Consider the following 22,157-nt stretch of genomic DNA (forward strand, 5'->3'; position numbering starts at 1 on the left):
GCATGGTGCCGCAGCCGGTGTGCCGAGGGAAGAGATTTTCTGATGCAGTGTCAGATTGTTTCGGTCCGGGGAGCACGGTGGGAGAGGGTGGGCATGACGGAGACGACGAGGTTCAGGGGACCGGGACCGAGCCGCCGCGCGTTCGGCGGCGGGGTCCTGGCCCTGGGAGGTGCGCTGATGATCGGTACGGTGCCGGGGGCCGGAGCGGCTCCTGAGCCCGGGGCGGGCTCGGGAGCGACTCCCGGCCCCGGGGCCGGCGGCGGCCACGGACCGGGCTTCGGCGGGGCACGGCGGATCACGCTGCGCCGCGGCTCGGCCGAGCGGGCCGGGCTGCTGCCGGCACAGCTGGACGGCCTGGTCACCGACGCCGAGGCCTTCCTGCGGCCCTCCCCCACCCACCCCTGGTACGCGGGCGCGGTGCTGCTCGCGGGGCGCGGGGGAACGGTCGCGCTGCACCGGCCGATCGGGATGGCGGTGCGCTACGCGGCGTACGACGAGAAGAGCGACACCGGCGTCGAGCTGCCGGCGCAGCAGCAGATCGCCATGGGCGAGGACACGGTCTTCGACCTGGCCTCGGTCTCCAAGCTGTTCACCTCGATCCTGGCGGTGCAGCAGATCGAGCGCGGGACCCTCGGGCTCGAGGAGAAGGTCACCGCGCATCTTCCCGAGTTCGGGGGCGGCGGCAAGCAGGACATCACGGTCCGTCAGCTGCTCACGCACACCTCGGGGTTCCGCGCCTGGATCCCGCTCTACAAGGAGCCGACCCGGGAGGGGCAGCTGCGGCTGCTGTGGAACGAGGTGCCGGCCGACCCACCGGGCACCGTCTACCGCTACTCCGATCTGAACCTCATCACCCTGCAGCTGGTCCTGGAGGAGATCACCGGTCGCACGCTGGACGCGCTGCTGCGAACCGAGATCACCGGTCCGCTCGGGATGCACCGCACCCGGTTCAATCCCCCGCTCTCGTGGCGGCCCCGGATCGCGGCGACGGAGGACGCCCGCAGGCCCTGGTCCGGGCTCGACCGCGGGATGGTGTGGGGCGAGGTCCACGACGAGAACGCCTACGGCATGGGCGGCGTGGCAGGTCACGCCGGTGTGTTCTCCTGCGCCTGGGACCTCGCCGTCCTCGCCCGGACCCTCCTCAACGGCGGGGCGTACGGCGAGGCCCGGATCCTCTCGCCCGCGTCGGTGGAACTGATGTTCACCGACTTCAACACCGCCTTTCCCGGCGACGAGCACGGCCTCGGCTTCGAGCTCTACCAGCACTGGTACATGGGCGCCATGGCCACGCCGCGCACCGCGGGGCACACCGGGTTCACCGGCACCAGCCTGGTCCTCGACCCGACGACCGACGCCTTCCTGATCGTCCTCGGCAACTCCGTGCACCCGGTGCGCACCTGGCGCTCCGGCTCCGCCCCGCGCGTCGCCGCGGCGGACCGGCTCGCCCGGGCCGTACCGGTGCGGCCGGCCCGGGGTCGTGCGTCCTGGTTCTCCGGCATGGCGGGCCCCGCCACCGCCACCCTCACGTTGCCGGACCTGCCGGGGGCCGCGCGCTTCGAGTGCGGCCTGTGGTGGGACACCGAACCGGGCGCGGACGCCGCCTTCCTCGAGGCCTCGGCGGACGGCGGGGCGCACTGGGCGCCGGTGCCGTTCACCACCACCGCCCGCCGGGGCGGACACCGGGAGGAGCACCCGACCGGCGCGGTGAGCGGCTGGTCGGGCCGCGAGTGGTACGGGCTGTCCGCCGACCTGTCCGCCTTCGCGCCGGCACCCGTACGGCTCCGCTGGCGCTACGCGACCGACGCCCGCTACGCGGGACGCGGGGTGTACGTGGACGCCGTACGGGTCCTGGACGCCACCGGTCACCCCGTCTTCGACGAGGCCCGCCCGGCGGACGGGTCCCGGATCGAGGCGACGGGGTGGACGGCCTCGGCGGACTGAGCGGCCGGGTACGGCCGGCCGGCGTGCGCCCGGGGATCGCCGATCTCCCCCTAAGGCGTCTCGGGGGCGGGTTCCGGGCGGGCGGCGTCACCGAGGGCGGCCAGGACCGGGCGGATCAGGGGGTGGTCCTCGGCTCCGCGCCGTACCGCCGCGAAGACCCGGCGGGTGGGGGCGACGCCGTCCACCGGGCGGACGACGACGTCGGTGAGGTCGGCACCGCGCAGCGCGGAGCGGGGTACGAGGGCGACGCCCGCGCCGGCCGCGGCGAGGGCGACGACGGCGCGGAAGTCGTCGGAGATGTGCTCGAAGACGGGCGCGAAACCGGCGTACTCGCAGGCCAGGACGGTCACGTCATGGCACGGATTGCCGGCGGACTGGCCGATCCAGGAGTCCTTGGCGAGGTCGGCGAGCGCGATCCGCTCCCGTGCGGCGAGCCCGTGGTCCGGCGGCAGCACCACGTCGAACGGCTCGGCGTACAGCGGCACGCGGGTGAGGCGGGCGTCGTCCTCGCCGGGCGCCCCGCGGTACTCGACGGCGACGGCCACGTCGACCTGCCGGTCCAGGACCATGAGCAGGCTCTCGTCGCCCTCGGCGTCCTGGACGCGGACCCGGATGCCGGGCGAGGTACGGGCGAGGGCGCCGATGGCGGGGGCGACGACGAGGCCGATGCCGGTGGCGAAGGCGGCCACCGTCACCGTGCCCGCCTCGCCGGAGCCGTACGCGGCGAGCTCGGCCTCGGCCCGCTCCAGCTGGGCCAGAACGGCGTTGGCGTGGCTCAGCAGGATCTCGCCGGCGGGCGTGAGCCGGGCGCCACGGGCGCTGCGGTCCACGAGCCGGTGGCCGGTCTCCTGCTCCAGCGCGGCGAGCTGCTGGGAGACCGCGGAGGGGGTGAGGTAGAGCGCGGCGGCAGCCGCTGTGACGGTGCGGTGGTCGGCCACCGCCCGGAGGATGTGCAGCCGCCGCGCTTCGATCATGCCCCTAGTTTCGCAGGGCGGCGCGCGCGTCGACGAACGCGTCCACAGCCCGGTTCACATCATCCGACGAATGGGCGGCGGAGAGCTGGACGCGGATGCGCGCCTGGCCCTGCGGCACGACCGGGTAGGAGAAGCCGATCACGTACACACCGCGCTCCAGGAGCAGCTCCGCCATCCGGCCGGCCTCGGCGGCGTCGCCGATCATGACGGGGGCGATGGCGTGGTCGCCGGGGAGAATGTCGAAGCCCTCGTCGGTCATCCGGCGCCGGAACAGCTCGGTGTTGGCGTTCAGCCGCTCGCGCAGGTCGCCGGCCGACTCCAGGAGGTCGATGACCTTCAGGGACGCGGCGGCGATGACCGGGGCGAGGGTGTTGGAGAACAGGTACGGGCGCGAGCGCTGGCGCAGCAGGGCGACGATCTCGGCGCGGGCCGCGACGTAACCGCCGGACGCGCCGCCGAGGGCCTTGCCGAGGGTGCCGGTGATGATGTCGACCCGGTCCATGACGCCGTGCAGCTCGGGCGTGCCGCGGCCGCCGGGGCCGACGAAGCCGACGGCGTGCGAGTCGTCGACCATGACCATGGCGTCGTAGCGCTCGGCCAGGTCGCAGATCTCGGCGAGCGGCGCGACGTAGCCGTCCATGGAGAACACGCCGTCGGTGACGACCAGCTTGCGCCGCGCGCCGCCCTCGGTGGCCTCCTTGAGCTGCTGCTCCAGGTCGGCCATGTCGCGGTTGGCGTAGCGGAAGCGGCGGGCCTTGGACAGGCGGATGCCGTCGATGATCGAGGCGTGGTTGAGGGCGTCGGAGATGACGGCGTCCTCGGGGCCGAGCAGGGTCTCGAAGACGCCGCCGTTGGCGTCGAAGCAGGAGGAGTAGAGGATCGTGTCCTCCTGGCCGAGGAAGCTCGACAGGCGTGCCTCGAGCTCCTTGTGGACCTCCTGGGTGCCGCAGATGAAGCGGACGGACGCCATGCCGTAACCCCAGCGGTCCAGCGCCTCGTGGGCGGCTGCGACGACCTCGGGGTGGTCGGCCAGGCCCAGGTAGTTGTTGGCGCAGAAGTTCAGCACCTCGCCGGGGCGGCCGCCCGCGGTCACCGCGACGGTGGCGGACTGGGGGGTGCCGATGACCCGCTCGGGCTTGTGGAGGCCGGCCTGCCTGATCTCCTCGAGGGTGGCGCGGACGTCGTCGCGTACGGAATCGAACATGTTCAGGCTCCAGAGGTCCAGTCGAGGATGATCTTGCCGCCCTTGCCGGACGCGGCGTCGTCGAAGGCCGCGTCGAAGTCGCGGTAGTCGTAGCGGCCGGTGATCACCGGGGCCAGGTCGAGTCCGCCCTCCAGGAGCACGGACATGGCGTACCAGGTCTCGAACATCTCCCGGCCGTAGATGCCCTTGATGGTGATCATCGAGGTGACGATCTTCGCCCAGTCGACGGAGAAGTCCTCGCTGGGCAGTCCGAGCATGGCGATCTTGCCGCCGTTGGTCATGTTGGCGACCATGTCGCGCATCGCGCGCGGGTTGCCGGACATCTCCAGGCCGACGTCGAAGCCCTCCTTGAGGCCGAGGGTGCGCTGGCCGTCGGCGATGCTCTGCTCGGCGACGTTGAGGGCGAGCGACACACCCGCCTTGCGGGCCAGGGCCAGGCGCTCCTCGCTGACGTCGGTGATGACGACGTGGCGCGCGCCGGCGTGCTTGGCGACCGCGGCGGCCATGATGCCGATCGGGCCGGCGCCGGTCACGAGGACGTCCTCGCCGACCAGCGGGAAGGAGAGGGCGGTGTGCACCGCGTTGCCGAAGGGGTCGAAGATCGCGGCGACGTCGAGGTCGACCGGGACGCGGTGCACCCACACGTTGGAGGCGGGCAGCACGACGTACTCGGCGAAGGCGCCGTCGCGGCCCACGCCGAGGCCGACGGTGGCGCGGCACAGGTGACGGCGGCCGGCCAGGCAGTTGCGGCACTTGCCGCAGACCAGGTGGCCCTCGCCGCTGACCAGGTCGCCGACCGCCACGTCGGTGACGTCGCGGCCGGTCTCGACGACCTCGCCGACGAACTCGTGGCCGAGCGTCAGCGGCGTGGTGATGGTCTTCTGCGCCCAGCCGTCCCAGGAACGGATGTGCAGGTCGGTGCCGCAGATACCGGTCCGCTTGACCTTGATCAGGACGTCACCGTGTCCCGTCTCCGGCTCGGGTACGTCCGTGAGCCAGAGTCCCGGCTCCGCCTTCTGCTTGACCAGCGCCTTCAATGTCACGGCTCCCGACGTACGCGTCCTGTGATGTGCAGGATCTTGACACGGCGAAGCGCCAGGATCCTGGAAGAGAATCTTCCGTACGTCGGGCCCGTGGTCCATCGAGGTTTTCTTAAGCGGCTTCGCAGATCAGCTTCACGCCGCCGGCGGAGGCAGCTGCTGCGTCAGCCTCCGAGCACCGCCATCGCCGCGTTGTGGCCGGGCACCCCGCTCACTCCGCCGCCCCTGATGGCGCCCGCGCCGCAGAGCAGCACGTTGGCGTGCGCGGTCTCGACGCCCCAGCGCCGTTCCCCCGCCTCGGCTGTCTCCCCTGCTTCCCCGTAGGGGAAGGAGAGGTCGCGGTGGAAGATGTGCCCGCCGGGCAGCCGCAGCTCGTGTTCGAGGTCGAGCGGGCTCTTCGCCTCGATGCAGGGGCGGCCGTCGGCGTCGCGGGCCAGGCAGTCGGCGATCGGCTCGTCGAGGCACGCGTCCAGCTGGGCGAGAGTGGCCTTGAGCAGGGCCTCGCGGGCGCCGCCGGGATCGGCGGCGAACAGCCGGGCGGGCGCGTGCAGTCCGAACAGGGTCAGGGTCTGGTAGCCGCGGGCGGCGGCCTCGGGGCCGAGGATGCTCGGGTCGGTCAGGGTGTGGCAGTAGATCTCGGAGGGCGGGGCCCCGGGCAGCCGGCCGGCGGCGGCCTCGGCGTACGCGGTCCCCAGCTGCTCGTAACCCTCGGCGATGTGGAAGGTACCGGAGAACGCCTCGCGCGGGTCGACGGAGCGGTCGCGGAGCCTCGGCAGCCGGGTGAGCACCATGTTGACCTTGAGCTGGGCGCCCTCGGCGGGCTCCGGGGCCTCCTCGCCGAGGAGGGCGGCGAGCGCCTGCGGGGAGGCGTTCACGAGGACGTGGTCCGCCGCGACGACGCCTTCGCCGTCGGCGGTGCGGTAGGTGACCTCGGCGCGGGTGCCGTCGGTGTCGATCCGCAGGGCCTCGTGCCCGGTGAGGATCGTCGCGCCGGCCGAACGGGCGGCGGTGGCAAGGCAGTCGGTGAGGGCGCCCATGCCGCCGACGGGCACGTCCCAGTCGCCGGTGCCGCCGCCGATGACGTGGTAGAGGAAGCAGCGGTTCTGCAGCAGGGAGGGGTCGTGGGCGTCGGCGAAGGTGCCGATCAGGGCGTCGGTCAGGACGACGCCGCGCACCAGGTCACTGGCGAAGTTCTTCTCCACGGCGACGCCGATCGGCTGCTCGAAGAGCATGCCCCAGGTGTCCTCGTCGTCGACCAGGACCCGCAGCGCGTCCCGGCTCGGCAACGGCTCGGTGAGCGTGGGGAAGATCCGGCGCGCGGCCCGCTCGGTGCGGCCGTAGAAGGCCTGCCACGCCTCGTACTCCCGGTCCGAGCCGGTGAGCGCGGCGAAGGAGGCCCGGGTGCGGTCCGGTCCGCCGCCGACGAGGAGCCCGGTGTCGCCGTACGGGGTGTACGAGGAGACGGACCGTTTCCGCACCGAGAAGCGCAGGTCCAGGTCGCGGACGATCTTCTCGGGGAGCAGGGAGACGAGGTACGAGTAGCGGGAGAGCCGGACGTCCACCCCGGGGAAGGGCCGGGTGGAGACGGCGGCCCCGCCGGTCGAGTCGAGCCGTTCGAGGACGAGGACGCTGCGTCCCGCGCGGGCGAGGTAGGCGGCGGCGACGAGGCCGTTGTGCCCACCGCCGACGATGACGGCGTCGTACGAGCGCTGTGCGGTCATGCCCCTTGCTAGCACCTCGGGGGCCGGTCCCACCAGGGTGTCAGTGGTCAGGCCCGGCGTCGCCGCCGCCGGTCGCCGCCTCCAGGCGCTCGCCCTCCCGGACGCCAAGCCCGCCGCGGGGTCACGCGGTGCCGCCCAGCCGCTCCTCGCAGTGGGCCTCGTCCGCCCGGGCCGCCAGGGTCTCGGGATGGGTGGCGCCCAGGGTGCGGGTGCGGGCCGCGCTGACGAGGCGGTAGTACGGCAGGGCCTCGGCATGGCGGCCGAGCCAGCCGAGGGCTATGGCGATCTCGCGGTGGCTGACCAGCGTGTCGGGGTGCTCGGAGCCGAGGGCACGGGCGCGCAGTTCGCCCACCGCGCGGGCCTCCGCGAGTGCCTCGGGCCACCGTCCGAGCCGCCCGAGGTTCACCCCGAGGCCGTGCCGGGCCCGCAGCGTCTCGGCGTCCTCGGGCCCGGCGGCCCGGGCGCGGGCTTCGGCAAGCTCCCGGTACAGCTCGGCCGCCTCCTCGGCGCGCCCGAGCCTGCCGAGGCAGACACCGGCCTCGTAGCGGGCCGCCAGCGTGTCGGAGTGGTCCGCGCCGAGGGCCGCGGCCCGCGTGTCGGCCACCTCCCGGTAAAGGATCAGCGCGTCCGCCCAGCGCCCGAGCCGGCCGAGCAGGTGCGCCACCTCGTGCCGGGTGGCCAGCGTGTCCGGGTGGGCCGCCCCGAGCAGCCTCGTGCGGGCGTCGGCGACCTCGCGGGCCGAAGCGTACGCCTCCGGCAGGCGGCCCAGCCTGCCCAGCGTGAACGCCAGGTTGTGGCGGCAGCGCAGGGTGTCGGGATGCTCCTCGCCCATGGCGCGCTCGCGCGCGGCGAGCACCTCGACGTACACGGAGTGCGCCTCGGCGTGCCGCCCGAGCCCGCCGAGGACGTACGCCCTCTCCTGGCGCGCGGCGAGCGTGTCGGGATGGTCGGCGCCGAGCGCCCGGGCGCGCGCCTCCGCGACCCCGCCGAACTCGCGGAGCGCGTCGGCGTGCCGGGCGAGCCGGGCGAGCGCGAAGGCCAGCTCGTAACGGCTGGCGAGCGTGTCGGGGTGGTCCGCCCCGAGCACGTGCACCCGGTCCCGCACCACCGTACGGTGCACCCCGGCCGCCTCCTCCCACCGTCCGAGCCGACCGAGCCCGAGCCCGGCGCGGTGCCGGCCGGCGAGCACGGCGAGGAGCTCGGAGGACGGGGCGGGGGCGGGGACCGGCATGGGGCCGCTGCCCGGCGGCACGCTGTGGTCGTGGCCGGGGGCGGACGCCTGGGTACCGGCCGAGTGCCCGGTCGACGGGACGTCGGGGGCGCGGGGGGCGCCCGGAGCCGGGTCGTCGCCACGGGGCCGTTCATACGCCTCCGTCGGCCTCGCGAGCGCCGACGCGCGTGTCCACTCCCCCGTCAGTCCGGCCGCCGCGGCGTCGTACGCGGCGGTCGGACGGCCCGCCAGGGTGCCCGTGGAGGCGCGGCCCGTCGTCATGGTGCGGGCCCAGCCGGGCAGGGCGAGCGAGGCGGCCGGGACCGGCGTGGTGCGGCCCGAGGCGAGGCGGTGGCGCATCTCGGCCGCGTCGGCGGGGCGGCCCTCGGGAGTCTTGGCCAGCAGGTCGAGCACGAGCAGGTCGAAGTAGCCGGGGAGTTCGGCGCGGTGGCTGCGCAACGGCGTCGGCGGCGTGTCGCGGTGGCCGACGAGCACCGCCCAGGTGTCGTCCAGGTCGAACGGCGGGGCGCCGGTGGCGATCTCGTACAGCACGCACCCCAGCGAGTACAGGTCGCTGCGGTGGTCGATCTCGCCGCCGCCGATCTGTTCGGGGGACATGTAGTGCGGGGTGCCCATGGCGATGCCGGTGCCGGTGAGGCGCGAGGTGAAACCGATGTCGGCGCCCAGCCGCGCTATCCCGAAGTCGCAGATCTTCACGGCGCCGTCGCCGAGCCGCACGATGTTGGCGGGCTTGAGGTCCCGGTGCACCACGCCCTGGCGGTGGGTGTACGCGAGGGCGTCGGCGACCTGTTCGGCGATGTCGACGACGTCGGCCACGGGCAGCGGGTGCTTGCGGTTGTCGGTGAGGAGCTGGCTCAGGTTGCGTCCGTCGAGGAGCTCCATGACGAGGAAGAGCACGCCGTCGGACTCGCCGAAGTCGTGGACCACGGTGATCCCGCGGTGCTGAAGGGCGGCGGCGACCCGCGCCTCGCGCCGGAAGCGTTCGCGCAGCACGCCGAGCGAGGCCGGATCGCGCTGCTGGCCGAGCGGCCGGAGGCACTTGACGGCGACGCGCCGGCCCAGCGACTCGTCGGTGGCCCGCCACACCTCGCCCATGCCGCCGCGACCGATCACCTCGTGCAGCCGGTACCGGCCCTGGATCAGCCTGGTGTCCGCCATCGCCTGCTGTCGCCCCCGTTTGCCCCGTAGTCGTGCCGCTCCCTCCCCGGCCCGTCCAGTATGGCGGCCGCGGTGCGCAGAGCGAACGGCGCGGGTCGGGTGCCCTGGCCGAGCCGGTCCATGGCGCGCAGGATGTGCCGCGGGGGCAGCCGCCATCGCAGCCGGTCGGGAATGCAGCGGAGCAGATTGGCCGTGGCGGTGAGCCGGTACGTGACGGTTTCGGGCGGTGGCGAGGACCTGCCGTACAGCTCGTGGGCGTACGGGGGCAGGGAGTCGTACGCGAGGGCGGCCACGCGCCGCCAGATCACCTCGCGCGCGGGGCGCAGGGCGGGCGGGACGGGTGGTCGGCGCAGGAAGGCGTCCACGGTCAGCGCGTCCTGCCCGGCCGCGAGCTCGGGCCGGATGTCCCTGAAGTAGCGGGCGAGTTCGGCGGTGCTGCCGGGCACCTCGTCCGGGTCGAGGCCCACGAGCCGGGCGGAGGTGCGCTGTTCGCCGACGTAGGCGTCGGCCTGGGCGTCGGTGAGGGGGATGCCGGAGCGGCGTACGACGTGGAGGTACGAGTCGATCTCGGCGCAGTGCACCCACAGCAGCAGCTCGGGGTCGTCGACGCCGAGGAGCCGGTGGATCTTCCGCACCCGGGCCCCGGCGGCCTCGGCGGCCTGGGTGGTGCCGTAACTGAGCGTGCCGACGAAGTTCGCCGTCCGCATGAGCCGGCCCCACGCGTCCCGGCGGAAGTCGCTGTTGATCATGACGCCGCGGACGGCGACGGGGTGCAGCGCCTGCAGGTACAGGGCGCGCACCCCGCCGATCCACATGACCGGGTCACCGTGGAGCTGCCAGGTGACGGACCCGGGCCCGAAGAGCCCCGGGTCGCCGCCGTGCCGCGTGTCGTCCTGTCTCGCGCCTTCGGGCCGCATGGCTTCAGGCTAGGACGAGGCGCTCCCCGGGTCGACGGGTCAGCGCCAGATCGCCTGCACCGAGTCGAACTGCGCCCAGGTGATCGGGTTGCCGGTGTTGCCGCCGTAGACGCTGACCGAGCCGGCGGGGTTGATCTCGAAGCGGCAGGCGTTGATCCCCTGGCTGTTGTTACGCGGCGCGGCGGCGCGCACGTACCAGGTGGGGGGCGCGAACGCGGCCGGCAGCGTGGCGATCTTGGTGTCGGCGGTGAGGCTGCCGGTGATCTGGCCGCGGGCCTGGAGGAAGGTGGTGCCGGCGATGGTGACGAGCCGGACCTGCGGGGTGGCCCCGGCGGTGGGGGTGATGCCGGCCTCCAGGACGAGGTCGACCCACTCCCCCGCCTCGACGCCGCCCGCGACGGCGGCCGCGGGGGCGGCGGTGGCGACGGCGCCGACGGTGAGGGCGGCGGGCAGGGCGAGGGCGGCGCCGAGGATGCTGCGGCGGTTCTGCGACATGGTGGGGTGACTCCTAGGACGAGTTCGTGGCCGGGTCGGGGACCCGGCAGGTGAGGGGTACGGCGCACGACGCGGCACGACGGTGGCCGCGGCGCGGCGGACGGCTCGGCGGGCCGAGCCGGGTCGGGCCGGGTCGGGCCGAGCCGGGTCGGGTCGGGTCGGGTCGGGTCGGGTCGGCCGCTAGCGCCAGACGGCGCTGAAGCTGTCGAGCTGCGCCCAGGTGATGACGTTGGTCGTACGCCCGCCGAAGAGCCGCAGCTCGCGGTCGGTCCCGGCCTCCACCCGGGCGACCGCGTAGCCGCCGTTGCTGTTGCGGGCCACGCTCGCGCGGGCGGCCATGCTCGGGGTGAGCGAGTCCGGCAGGTAGCCGATGACCGCGTCGGCGCTGAAGCTGCCCTTGACGCCTCCGCTGAGCTGCAGGGTGGTGACGCCCGCGAGGCTGATCAGCCGGCCCCGGGGGGCGTTCTGGTCGACGGTCACACCGGCGGCGAGGGTGATCGGCTGCCAGTCGGTGAGGACCTTGACGCCGTCGGTCTCGGGGGCCCCGGACAGCGTCAGGATGGTGCAGGTGCGCGGGCCGGGGTCCTCGCAGGCGAAGCCGAAGTGCAGGTGCGGCACGCCGTCCTGCACGGTGACCGTCATGCCCTCGGCCTCGCGGTGTTCGAGGCCGGGTCCGGCGGTGATGTGCTGCCGGTCGAGCACCGCTCCGGTGGCCCATTCGATGGCCGTGATGTACGTGTTGCCGGGCAGCGGGACCTTGGAGAGGCCCTGGCCCTGCAGCGTGTACAGGACGCCGTTGTGGGACGCGTACCCCTGGAAGTCGACGCCCTCCGGCGGGAGGGTCACGGAGAGGCGCTGGAGGCGTTCCCACTCGCCGGCGGTCGCCTTGGCGAGGTCGTACCGGTCGAAGGTCATGACCCCGCCGAGATTGAAGCGCAGGACCAGCTCGCCCGCGCTGCGGTCGATCGTGGGGGTGACCCCGCGGGCGGCGGGGTCGGGCTTGAACGGCGGGGTGTGCGCGGAGCTGCCGTAGTCGACGACCGTGCCGGAGGCGAACGGGAAGCTGGTCACGGCGGTGCCGAAGCCCTCGTTCCTGCTGTTGGGCGAGGAGGCCGTCTCGGTCCACAGCCACACGGCCCCGTTCCGGTTGTCCACACCGAGGTTGACGCCGTGTCCGAAACCGCGCAGGTACATGTACCCGGTGATCGCGCCGGCCGGGCTGAGCCGGGTCAGGCACAGGTCGCCGTCGGTGAGCCGGGTCGCCCAGGGAACGGGCGCGGACTCGCCGGAGAGCTGGACGCCGCCCTCCATGATCTGCAGCACGTAGATGTCGCCGGAGACCGGGTCGATGCCGAACGACTGCATGACCGTCTCGTTCTTGAGCGGGCGGCGGTGGAGCAGTTTGCCCACCGGGCCCGCGATGTCTATCTGTCCTGCGATGGTGACGCTCAAGGGCGCTGCTCCTCGGGGTGGTTCGGGTGGTCGCGTGTCCCGGGTGACCGGAACTGCGACAGTGTGCCAAACCCGCCCGGCGGCTGTCGCCGTGCCCCTGCCGGCCCGGGTGCCGGTATCGGTGTCGCCACCGGTGCCGGTGCCGGCGCTCAGCGGCGGACGCGGGGCATGCCCAGGCCGATCCAGGAGATGATCTCGCGCTGGATCTCGTTGTTGCCGCCGCCGAAGGTGAAGATGACGGCCGAGCGGTAGCCGCGTTCGAGTTCGCCGTGGAGGACCGCGCCGGCCGAGCCCTCCTTGAGGGCGCCCGCGGAGCCGGTGACCTCCATGAGCCAGGCGTAGGCGTCGCGGCGGGCCTCGGAGCCGTAGACCTTGACGGCGGAGGCGTCCTGGGGGGTGAGGGTGCCGTTGTGGACGGCGTTGACCATCTGCCAGTTGAGCAGCTTCATCGCGTCGAGGCGGGTGTGGGTGCGGGCGAGGGTGCGGCGGACCCAGCCGAGGTCGAGGACGCGGCGGCCGTCGGCGAGCTTGGTGCCGGCGGCCCAGCGCTGGACGTCGTGGAGGGCGCGGATGGCCATCGTGCCGTGGGCGGCGAGGGTGACCCGCTCGTGGTTGAGCTGGTTGGTGATCAGGCGCCAGCCCTTGTTCTCCTCGCCGACCCGGCGCGAGCAGGGGACTCGGACGTCCTCGTAGTAGCTCGCGGTGGTGTCGTGCGAGGCGAGGGTGTTGATGAGGGTGCAGGAGTAGCCGGGGTCGGTGGTCGGCACGAGGAGCATGGTGATGCCCTTGTGCGGCGGGGCGGCGGGGTCCGTGCGGACGGCGAGCCAGACCCAGTCGGCCGTGTCGCCGTTGGTGGTCCAGATCTTCTGGCCGTTGACCGTGTAGTGACCGGTGGTCTCGTCGCCCTCGCGCACCGCGCGGGTCTTGAGCGCGGCGAGGTCGGTGCCGGCGTCGGGCTCGCTGTAGCCGATCGCGAAGTCGATTTCCCCGGAGAGGATCCTGGGCAGGAAGTACGCCTTCTGCTCGTCCGTACCGAACTGCATGATCGTCGGCCCGACGGTGTTCAGGGCCATCAGCGGCAGCGGTACGCCGGCCTGCGCGGCCTCGTCGAAGAAGATGAACTGTTCCATCGGGGTGAGGCCGCGCCCGCCGTACTCCGTGGGCCAGCCGACGCCCAGCCAGCCGTCCGACCCCAGGCGGCGCACCGTCTCACGGTAGAAGCGCTTCTGGGCGGCGGGGTCGGCGTAACGGGCGTGGACGTCTTCGGGTACGAGCTCGGCGAAGTAGGCACGCAGCTCGGCGCGCAGACGGTGCTGGGCGGGCGTGTACTCGAGGTGCATGGCGTCTCCCGTGGCTGAGTGCTCCGCGCGGTGGTGCGCCACGGTAGAACGTGTTCCATAAATGCGGAAGGCCCGTGCGTTCGCCGTCCGCACGCGGTCAGGCCGGAGCGGGGCACCTCGCCGGGGGCGTACCGGCGTCGCGAGGGCCCCGCGGCTTCCCGTCCGGCCGCTGCTCGCTCAGGGGAGCAGTTCGTCGAGTGAGGCGCGCCCTCTCTCCGCCATGCGCCGTTCGGCCCAGGCGAGGCTCTTCGGCGTCACGTCACGGCCGGAGGCGAGGACCAGGTCCTCCGCCGTGAACTCTCCCTCCGACCCGGCGTGCAGCAGCCTGTCGGGCGTCGGGACATCCCCCCGGGACGTCTTGTCGGTGTCACCGTTCATGCCGCCTCCTCGTGTTCTGCAGGCACTCGCCATTCTCGTGTCCACGCCCGGCTCCCGCATCCGGGCGACGCGCGACCCGGGGCGCCGGCCCGCACCGCCGTCCGGCCGCTCACCCCGAGGATGGTCAGGGTGACCCTCGGTGACCCCTCCCTGGCCCGGGACGACGCACCGACGCCCGAGGACCTCGCGGAGCCGCGGGAGCACCTGGCGATGCGGGCGGAGTGAGCCGGGCGGCGTCCGGTGGTACGGGCGGAGTGAGGGAAGAGCCCCGGCTCACACCAGGGCGGCGGCCTCCCGCACCGTGAGGGCGCCGCCCTCCTCGTACCGGGCCGTGTACGCCTGCGCGCCGAGCGCCGCCCGCAGCGCGCGTTCCGCGGCGGCGCGCACCGCGCTCTCGGTCTGGGCGGTGTACGGGCGGAAGCCCGCGCCGCCCGGCGTGCCGCGGTGGGCGTCGTACGCACCGAGCAGCCGCGCGCCCGTCGCGGGGTCGCCGCTGCCCGCACGGGCCCAGGCGGCCGTCGCGAACTGGGCGACGACGAGATAGGGCGCGACGAGGTACGCCAGGAGCTCCATGTCCCGCACGGCGCGGGCGAGGTGGGCGCGTGCCCGCTCGAACTCCCCGTCCAGGCAGTCGAGCCAGCCGCGCAACCCGCCGAGCATGCCGTGAAACAGGCCGGGCGTGCTCTCGCCGAACTCGGCCTCGATGAGAAGGATTTGTTCGCCGGCGAGCGAGGTGCGGCCGGTGTTGCCGTAGTGCTGGGCGAGCAGCAGCCGGGCGGTGCTGACGGGTTCGGCGCCCGACTCGCCCACCTCGTCGGCCGCCTCGACGAGCAGGCGCTCGGCCGCAACCCGCGCCGCGGGGTCCTCGGCCACGGCCGGGGTGCGCAGGCGGACGGCGGCGAGCAGCGCCTTGAAGACCGGGATCTGGGAGCGGGCACCGAGGCGCGCGGCGGCGTCCATCGCCCGCGCGAAGTCGGCGGCCGCCTCGGCCGTGCGGCCGGCCCGCTCGTAGGTCTCACCGCGCGCGGCGAGCGCTTCGGCGATGCCCCAGGAGTCCTCGGCGGCCTCGAAGAGCCCGAGTGCCTCCTCCGCGTCGCCGGGGTGGCCACCGAGCAGCTTGGCACGCAAGAGGAGGTTGAATCCGACGTCCCAGCCGCTGCCGTGCTCCCGGGCGGCGGCCACGAGGGCGGTCAGGGTCTCGTCGAGGCTGGTGAACGCGCCGGTCATGAGCTGCGCGAAGAACCACATCGCGCCCGGCTGGCGGCAGGTCTGCGGCAGTCCCGGCCGGTACGCGGCGACGACGGCGTCCAGGCGGGCGCGGGTCTCGGGGTGTTCGAGCACCTTGGCGCCGTCTCCGCCCTCGGTGGCGAGCGCGAGCAGCCGCCCACCGCGACGCGCCTCCCACAGCCGCTCCCCCGACCAGGGCGGCGGCACGTCGGTGCACCGCCCCTCGAACGGTTCGGCGCCTCGCACGGGCACCCGGAACGGGTCGGGACCGAGCCCGACGGCCGCCCGGACCCAGGTGCGCGAGTCGTGCACGTGGTTACGCAGCTGCCAGAACCAGCTCATCGCGTGGATGAGACAGAGCGCCTCCTGCTCCTCCCCGAACCGGACGGCCGCGCGGAGCGCGCCCCGGATGTTGTCGTGCTCGGTCTCGAACCGGCGCAGGGCGAACGGCTGCCTTCCGGTGCGGAGTTCGGGGTCGGTGAGGCGGGCGAACTCCCGGTAGTGGACGAGGTGCCGCCGCTCGGCGACCGCCCGGTCCCCGGCCTCGTCGAGCCGCTCGGCGGCGTACTCGGCGACGGTCTCCAGGAGGCGGTAACGCATCTCGCTCTCACCAGGAGTCGCGACGACGAGCGACTTGTCGACAAGGGAACCGAGGACGTCGAGCGCGCCAGCACCCTCCGCGGGCCCGCCGCACACCGCTTCCGCCGCCTCCAGGTCGCAGCCGCCCGTGAACACCGAGAGCCGCCGCAGCACCGCCCGCTCCGGCTCGTCGAGCAGGTCCCAGGACCAGTCGACCACCGCCCGCAGCGTCTGCTGCCGCGGCAGCACCGTCCGCGCGCCCGACGTCAGCAGCCGGAACCGGTCGTCGAGACGGTCCGCGATCTGCCGCGCCGTCAGCATCCGCAGCCGCGCCGCCGCGAGCTCGATCGCCAACGGCAGGCCGTCGAGCCGCCGTACGATCTCCGCCGCCGCCTCCACGTCCTCCTCCACCCGGAAGCCCGGCCGCACCGCGGCACCCCGCTCGCCGAACAGCCGCAGCGCCGGCCCGGCGGGCAACGGCCCCAACGGCCACACCGACTCCCCCGGCACCCCCAGCGGCTCACGGCTCGTCGCCAGCACCGTCACCCCCGGACAACGCTCGAGCAACACCTCCGCCAGCTGCGCCGCCGCGCCCACCACGTGCTCGCAGTTGTCGAGCAGGAGCAGCATCCGGCGCCGGGCGCAGTGCTCGACCAGCGCCGAGAGCGGGTCGCGTCCGGCCGGATCGGCGAGGGCGGGGCCGCTCCAGAGCTGGGTCTCGCGCGCTCCGAGGGCGGTGAGGACGGCGGCGGGGACATCCGACTCATCCCGTACGGAGGCGAGTTCGGCGACCCAGACCTCCGGGCCGTCCGCCGCGGCCTCGACGCCCCGCGCGGCCTCCATGGCGAGCCTGGTCTTGCCCACGCCGCCGGGACCGAGCAGCGTGACGAGCCGACCGGTCCGCAATTCGGCGGCGAGAGAGGCCAGTTCGCCGTCCCGGCCCAGGAACGAGGTGAGTGCGGCGGGCAGCGGCCGCCGGGTGGCTTCGACCACTTCCCCTCCGCCCCCTCCCAGCAACTCCTCGTACAGGCCCCTGAGTTCTGGCCCCGGATCCGTGCCCAGCCGTTCGGCGAGCGCGCGGCGGACGGTCTCGTACGCGGCGAGGGCCTCGGCCGGGCGGCCGGCGGCGCGCAGGTGGAGCGCGTGGAGGGGTTCGTCGAGCGGGTGCTCGGCGGTGAGCGCGGCCAGCGGGGCGAGGGCGTCCTGGGCGTGGCCGAGGGCGACGGCGGCGGCGAGCCGGTCGCGGCGGGCGCGGGTGCGGCGCTTTTCGGCCCGTACGGCGAGGGGGTCGTCCTCGTGGCCCGGCAGGTCGGCGAGGGCGGGTCCCTGCCACAGCCCCAGGGCCTCGTCGAGGAGCCGCGCGGCGTGCTCGGGCCGGCCCGCGTCCAGCTCCCGTACGCCGTCACCGGCCAGTCGCTCGAAGCGGAACAGGTCGATGTCCTCGGGCGCGGCGGCGAGCCGGTAGCCGCCCGGTGTCGAGGCGACGGCGTCGTGTCCGAGTGCCCGGCGCAGCCGCCCGACCAGCGCCTGAAGGGCGGCCGTGCGGTCACCGGCCGCCGCCGCCCGGCCCTCTGCCGCCCCCGCACCGCGCTCGGCCGCCCACGCCCGGTCCTCGGCGTCCCCGGCCCACACCTGGGCGATCAGCGCGTCCGTACGGGCCGGCCGGCCGCCCGCCGCGGCCAGGGCGGTGAGCAGCGCCCGGAGCCTGGCGCCGCTGAGGGCGGCCTCACGGCCGTCGGCGCCGGGGGCGTGGGCGGGTCCGAGGATGCGGTAGGGCGGCTGCACCGCGCCATTCTGCCGAATTCGCGACGCGACGTGTCGCCGCCATGGCGTCCGGGGGGTGCCGGTTCGACAATGGGGAAGATGACCGATGACGAGCGGAACCCGCGCGGCGGCGAGATCGAGCCGTCCGAGCGGCTCGCCATGAACCGCACCGGCAGCTTCGACTGGGATCTCGACACGGGCACCATCGATGTCGACGACGCGGGGCTGCTGGTCTTCGGTGTCGCCCCGGACGCGTTCGACGGGCGGCCCACGACGCTGGTGCGCGGTCTGGACCCCGACGAGCGGGCCCGGCTGGACGCGGTGATCCGGCGTGCCATCACGGGCGGCGAGACCTCGTACACGGCGCACGTCCGGCTCGAACAGGGCGACGGTACCCCCCAATGGACGCACGTGCAGGCGCGGATCCTGCGCCGGGACGACGGGATGGCGCACCGGATCGTGGGCATCGTGCGCGACGCCACGGCCGAGGTGACGCATTCGGCGTTCGTCCTGGACCTGGAGAAGCGCCGCGAGGTGCAGACCTCCATCGTGGAGCGGACGACGCACGCGCTGTCGCGGGCGGTGACGGTCGACGACGTCACCGCGGCCATGACCGGTCCGGGCGGTCTCGCCCGGCTGGGCGCGGACGGGCTCGCCCTCGGACTCGTGGAGAACGGTTCCCTCAACATCATCGCGCTGAGCGGCGAGTCCCTCGAGGTCTTCGACGACTTCCGCAGCCGCCGGCTCGACCGGGGGCTGCCGCTGGCGGAGGCGGTGCTGAGCGGCCGGCCCCGGTTCGTCTCCGCGTTTGCGACGCTGGGGCGCGACTTCCCCCAGCTGGCGCCGTACGTGGCCCGGATGCCGTTCAAGTCGGCCTGCTATCTGCCGCTGGTGGCGCAGGCCCGTGCGGTGGGCGGGATGGCGCTGTTCTACCGGCGCCCGAGCACCTTCAAGGCCGACGAGCGCAACCTGCTGCTCGGTCTTGCCGCGATCGTGGCCCAGTCGCTGCAACGGGCGATCCTCTTCGACGAGGAGCGGGAGCTGGCCACCGGGCTCCAGGCGACGATGCTGCCGCGCCGGATCCCGGAGATCACCGGCGGCGAGATCGCCGTGCGCTACCACGCGGCGTGGAGCGGCCGGCAGGTCGGCGGCGACTGGTACGACGTGATCCCGCTGCCGCGCGGCCGGGTCGGGGTCGTCGTGGGCGACGTCCAGGGCCATGACACGCACGCCGCCGCGATCATGGGCCAGCTGCGGATCGCGCTGCGGGCGTACGCGGGTGAGGGCCACGCCCCGTCCACGGTCCTGGCCCGGGCCTCCCGGTTTCTCGCCGAGCTCGACACCAACCGCTTCGCGACCTGCACCTACGCTCAGGTGGATCTGGTCGGCGGCACCGTACGCGGGGTGCGGGCGGGGCATCTGGGGCCGCTGATCCGGCACACCGACGGGCGGGTGGGCCGGCCGAAGCTGCGCGGCGGCCTGCCGCTGGGCCTGGCGACGGTCTTCGGCGACGAGGAGTTCCCTGAGACCCGGCTCGACCTGGTGCCGGGCGAGACCCTGGTCCTGTGCACGGACGGTCTGGTGGAGCAGCCGGGCACGGACATCGAGGCGGGCCTCGCGGCGCTCGCGGAGGCGGTGAGCACCGGCCCGCCCCAGGCGGAGGCGCTCGCGGACCACCTGTCGGAGCAGCTGTGGGAGCGGTGGGGTGCGGGCGACGACGTGGCACTGCTCGTGCTGCGGCGCAGCCCCGACCCGGGCACCCCCCGGGCGCCGCGCATCCACCAGTACATCCACCAGGCCGACCCGCAGGGCCTGTCGGACGCGCGGGCGGCGGTGGGCCAGGCCCTCGTGGACTGGGGCATGCCCGAACTCGCCGACGACGCCGAGCTGTTGACGGGCGAACTCCTGGTCAACGTGCTGCTGCACACCGAGGGCGGCGCGGTCCTCACCCTGGAGGTGCTGCCGGAGCCGGTGCGGCGGGTGCGGCTCTCGGTGCAGGACCGGTCGTCCGCCTGGCCGCGGCGGCGCACGCCGGGCGAGGCGGCCACCTCGGGCCGCGGGCTGCTCCTGATGGACGCGCTCGCCTCGCGCTGGGGCGTGGAGCCGCGCGGCGAGGGCAAGGCGGTGTGGTGCGAGATCGGCCCCGCCACGCCCACCCCCGCATCGGCTGCGTCCTCCGCGAACGCGGCGGACTGAGCGGGAGGGAGGTGCGGCCCATGGACCCGGTGGCGGCGCTGGAGCGGATCGCGTTCCTGCTGGAACGCTCACAGGCTCCGACGTACCGCGTCCGCGCCTTCCGTACGGCGTCGGCGGCCGTGACGGCTCTCGGCGCGGACGAGGTGGCGCGGCGGGCCGCGGCCGGCAGCCTGGAGTCGGTGAAGGGCATCGGCCCGAAGACGGCGGCCGTGGTCGCCGAGGCGCTCGCGGGGCGGGTGCCGGAGTATCTGGAGCGACTGGAGAAGGAGCTGCCGTCTCCCGGAGCGCAGGCCGGCGGCGAGACCTTGCGGGCGGCGCTGCGCGGCGACTGCCATCTCCACTCGGACTGGTCGGACGGCGGCAGCACCATCGAGGACATGGGGCGGACCGCGGCCACCATCGGGCACGAGTGGGCGGTGCTCACGGACCATTCGCCGAGTCTGAAGGTGGCGCGCGGGCTGTCCCCTGACCGGCTGCGCGAGCAGCTGGACGTGGTGGCACGGCTGAACGAGGAGTGGGCGCCGTTCCGGCTGCTCACCGGTATCGAGTGCGACATCCTGGAGGACGGTTCGCTCGACCAGGAGCCCGAACTCCTCGACCGGCTCGACCTGGTGGTCGGCTCGGTGCACTCGAAGCTGCGGATGGACGCGGCGGCGATGACCCGCCGGATGGAGCGGGCGGTGCGCAATCCGCTGATGGACGTGCTGGGCCACTGCACGGGACGGCTGGTGAGCGGTGGCCGGTTGCGGCCGGAGTCGGAGTTCGACGCGGAGCGGGTCTTCGCGGCCTGCGCCGAGTCGGGGACGGCGGTCGAGATCAACAGCCGCCCGGAGCGGCGCGATCCGCCGCTGCGGCTGTTGCGGCTCGCGAGGGACGCCGGGGTGTACTTCGCGGTGGACACGGACGCGCACGCGCCGGGCCAGCTGGAGTGGCAGATCGCCGGCTGCGCGCGGGCGGAGGAGTGCGAGGTGCCCGCGGACCGGGTGATCAACACCTGGTCCGCGGAGCAGCTCCTGGAGTGGACGCGCGACTGACGGGTGGCGGGAGCCGGTGCCTTCTCCCTCGTCACGCGGGTGTTCCGGACCCTGCCCTTGCCCTGATGCGCCGCCGCCTGGCGACGCCGCTCAGGCGCGCTGCCAGACGGTCGTCGCGTTGCAGAACTCGCGGATGCCGTGGCCGGAGAGCTCGCGCCCGTACCCCGAGCGCTTCACCCCGCCGAAGGGGAGCGCGGGGTGAGAGGCGGTCATCCCGTTGACGAAGACGCCGCCCGCCTCCAGGTCCCGTACGAAGAAGGCGACGTCCGCGTCGTTGCGGGTCCAGACGTTCGAACTGAGCCCGAAGGGCGAGTCGTTGGCGACGGCGACGGCCTCCTCGATGTCCGCGACCGGATAGAGGGTGGCGACGGGGCCGAAGGTCTCCTCGCGGTGGACGCGCATCTCCGGCGTGATGCCGGTGAGCACGGTCGGCCGGTAGAACCAGCCGCGCGGCAGCTCCTCGGGACGGCCCGCCCCGCACAGCACGGTGACCCCCTTGCGTACGGCGTCGTCGACGAGCTCCTCAAGGTCGGTGCGGCCCTGTTCGGTGGCGAGGGGGCCGACGTCGGTGTCGTCGTCGAGGGGGTCGCCGACGGTGAGGGCGTTCATCGCCGCGGTGAACCGCTCGGCGAAGTCGTCGTACACGTTCTGGTGGACGATGAAGCGCTTGGCGGCGATGCAGGACTGGCCGTTGTTCTGTACGCGGGCGGTGACCGCGGTCTTCACGGCGCGCGGGATGTCCGCGGACGGCATGACGATGTACGGGTCGCTGCCGCCCAGCTCCAGAACGGTCTTCTTGACCTCGTCCCCGGCGATCGCGGCCACGGACCGGCCGGCCGGCTCACTGCCGGTGAGGGTGGCGGCGACCACCCGGGGGTCACGCAGGACGCCCTCGACGGCGCCGGAGCCGATGAGGAGGGTCTGGAAGCAGCCCCCGGGGTAGCCGGCGCGGCGGAAGAGGTCGCCGAGGTAGAGGGCGGTCTGGGGCACGTTGGAGGCGTGCTTGAGAAGGCCGGTGTTGCCGGCCATGAGCGCGGGCGCGGCGAAGCGGATCACCTGCCAGAGGGGGAAGTTCCACGGCATGACGGCAAGGACGGGCCCGAGCGGGCGGTAGTGGACGCGGGCGACGTCGGCGCCGGCGTCCTGGACGTCGTGCTCGGCCGGGTGCTCGTCGGCCAGCAGGGCCTCGGCGTGCTCGGCGTACCAGCGCATGGCCTTGGCGCACTTGGCGGCCTCGGCGCGGGCGGCGACGATCGGCTTGCCCATCTCGGTGGTCATCGTCCGGGCGATGTCCTCGGCGTCCTCGTCGAGCAGCGCGGCCGCGGCGCGCATCAGCCGGGCGCGTTCCGCGAAGGAGGTCGTCCGGTACTGCCGGTACGTCTCGTGGGCGGCGTCGATCCGGCGCTCCACCTCGGCGGGCCCGTGGGCCTCGTAGGTGCGCAGTGTCTCGCCGGTCGCCGGGTTCACGGTGGCGATGCCCATGTCGTCTCCTCCTGGCCTCCGCCC

General features: G+C 74.1%; 15 protein-coding genes. 3 read left to right on the forward strand and 12 right to left on the reverse strand.

The features are described from left to right. The first annotated feature begins 93 nt into the window (after positions 1-93). Entirely contained in the window at positions 94-1,941 is a 1,848-nt protein-coding gene (locus ACIGEZ_RS22850) for a serine hydrolase (RefSeq protein ID WP_399833868.1), read from the forward strand. 50 nt (positions 1,942-1,991) lie between these two features. On the opposite strand, the gene ACIGEZ_RS22855 is transcribed toward ACIGEZ_RS22850, so the two are convergent. The 11 genes from ACIGEZ_RS22855 to ACIGEZ_RS22905 all read right to left on the reverse strand — a co-directional run bounded on the left by ACIGEZ_RS22855 (position 1,992) and on the right by ACIGEZ_RS22905 (position 17,442). Further along, on the reverse strand, positions 1,992-2,915 hold the full coding sequence (locus ACIGEZ_RS22855) for a LysR family transcriptional regulator (protein ID WP_399833870.1): 924 nt from the start codon (positions 2,913-2,915) through the stop codon (positions 1,992-1,994). A gap of 4 nt (positions 2,916-2,919) precedes the next feature. Continuing rightward, the gene (locus tag ACIGEZ_RS22860; RefSeq protein WP_399833872.1) at positions 2,920-4,119 is read right to left on the reverse strand and encodes a glycine C-acetyltransferase; all 1,200 of its coding nucleotides are present in this window, start codon (positions 4,117-4,119) and stop codon (positions 2,920-2,922) included. A 2-nt stretch (positions 4,120-4,121) separates the two neighbouring features. Next, positions 4,122-5,156, reverse strand: a complete 1,035-nt coding sequence (gene tdh, locus ACIGEZ_RS22865; protein ID WP_399834219.1) for an L-threonine 3-dehydrogenase — start codon at positions 5,154-5,156, stop codon at positions 4,122-4,124. A 167-nt stretch (positions 5,157-5,323) separates the two neighbouring features. Next, positions 5,324-6,880 (reverse strand): phytoene desaturase family protein, encoded by a 1,557-nt coding sequence (locus ACIGEZ_RS22870; protein ID WP_399833874.1) that lies wholly within the window; start codon positions 6,878-6,880, stop codon positions 5,324-5,326. Positions 6,881-7,001: 121 nt separating this feature from the next. After that, positions 7,002-9,269 (reverse strand): tetratricopeptide repeat protein, encoded by a 2,268-nt coding sequence (locus ACIGEZ_RS22875; RefSeq protein ID WP_399833876.1) that lies wholly within the window; start codon positions 9,267-9,269, stop codon positions 7,002-7,004. Further along, a complete protein-coding gene (locus tag ACIGEZ_RS22880) occupies positions 9,251-10,186 on the reverse strand; it encodes an oxygenase MpaB family protein (RefSeq protein WP_399833878.1) in 936 nt (311 codons plus the stop codon). The genes ACIGEZ_RS22875 and ACIGEZ_RS22880 overlap by 19 nt, the downstream gene beginning before the upstream one ends. A gap of 39 nt (positions 10,187-10,225) precedes the next feature. Then, complete coding sequence (locus ACIGEZ_RS22885) at positions 10,226-10,681, reverse strand: hypothetical protein (RefSeq protein WP_399833880.1); 456 nt, start codon at positions 10,679-10,681, stop codon at positions 10,226-10,228. A 180-nt stretch (positions 10,682-10,861) separates the two neighbouring features. Beyond that, positions 10,862-12,133, reverse strand: a complete 1,272-nt coding sequence (locus ACIGEZ_RS22890) for a hypothetical protein (protein ID WP_399833882.1) — start codon at positions 12,131-12,133, stop codon at positions 10,862-10,864. A gap of 149 nt (positions 12,134-12,282) precedes the next feature. Then, entirely contained in the window at positions 12,283-13,473 is a 1,191-nt protein-coding gene (locus tag ACIGEZ_RS22895; RefSeq protein ID WP_399833884.1) for an acyl-CoA dehydrogenase family protein, read from the reverse strand. A gap of 177 nt (positions 13,474-13,650) precedes the next feature. Beyond that, on the reverse strand, positions 13,651-13,851 hold the full coding sequence (locus ACIGEZ_RS22900; protein ID WP_399833886.1) for a hypothetical protein: 201 nt from the start codon (positions 13,849-13,851) through the stop codon (positions 13,651-13,653). A 273-nt stretch (positions 13,852-14,124) separates the two neighbouring features. Continuing rightward, positions 14,125-17,442 (reverse strand): ATP-binding protein, encoded by a 3,318-nt coding sequence (locus ACIGEZ_RS22905; RefSeq protein WP_399833888.1) that lies wholly within the window; start codon positions 17,440-17,442, stop codon positions 14,125-14,127. A 78-nt stretch (positions 17,443-17,520) separates the two neighbouring features. Between ACIGEZ_RS22905 and ACIGEZ_RS22910 the strand changes: the two genes are divergently transcribed. Beyond that, on the forward strand, positions 17,521-19,617 hold the full coding sequence (locus tag ACIGEZ_RS22910; protein ID WP_399833890.1) for a SpoIIE family protein phosphatase: 2,097 nt from the start codon (positions 17,521-17,523) through the stop codon (positions 19,615-19,617). A 20-nt stretch (positions 19,618-19,637) separates the two neighbouring features. Beyond that, positions 19,638-20,651 (forward strand): PHP domain-containing protein, encoded by a 1,014-nt coding sequence (locus ACIGEZ_RS22915; protein WP_399833893.1) that lies wholly within the window; start codon positions 19,638-19,640, stop codon positions 20,649-20,651. A gap of 90 nt (positions 20,652-20,741) precedes the next feature. On the opposite strand, the gene ACIGEZ_RS22920 is transcribed toward ACIGEZ_RS22915, so the two are convergent. Further along, positions 20,742-22,133 (reverse strand): NADP-dependent succinic semialdehyde dehydrogenase, encoded by a 1,392-nt coding sequence (locus ACIGEZ_RS22920; RefSeq protein WP_399833895.1) that lies wholly within the window; start codon positions 22,131-22,133, stop codon positions 20,742-20,744. Between the last annotated feature and the right edge of the window lie 24 nt (positions 22,134-22,157).

The sequence above is a fragment of the Streptomyces sp. NPDC085481 genome, from assembly GCF_044541845.1.
Lineage (GTDB): Bacteria > Actinomycetota > Actinomycetes > Streptomycetales > Streptomycetaceae > Streptomyces.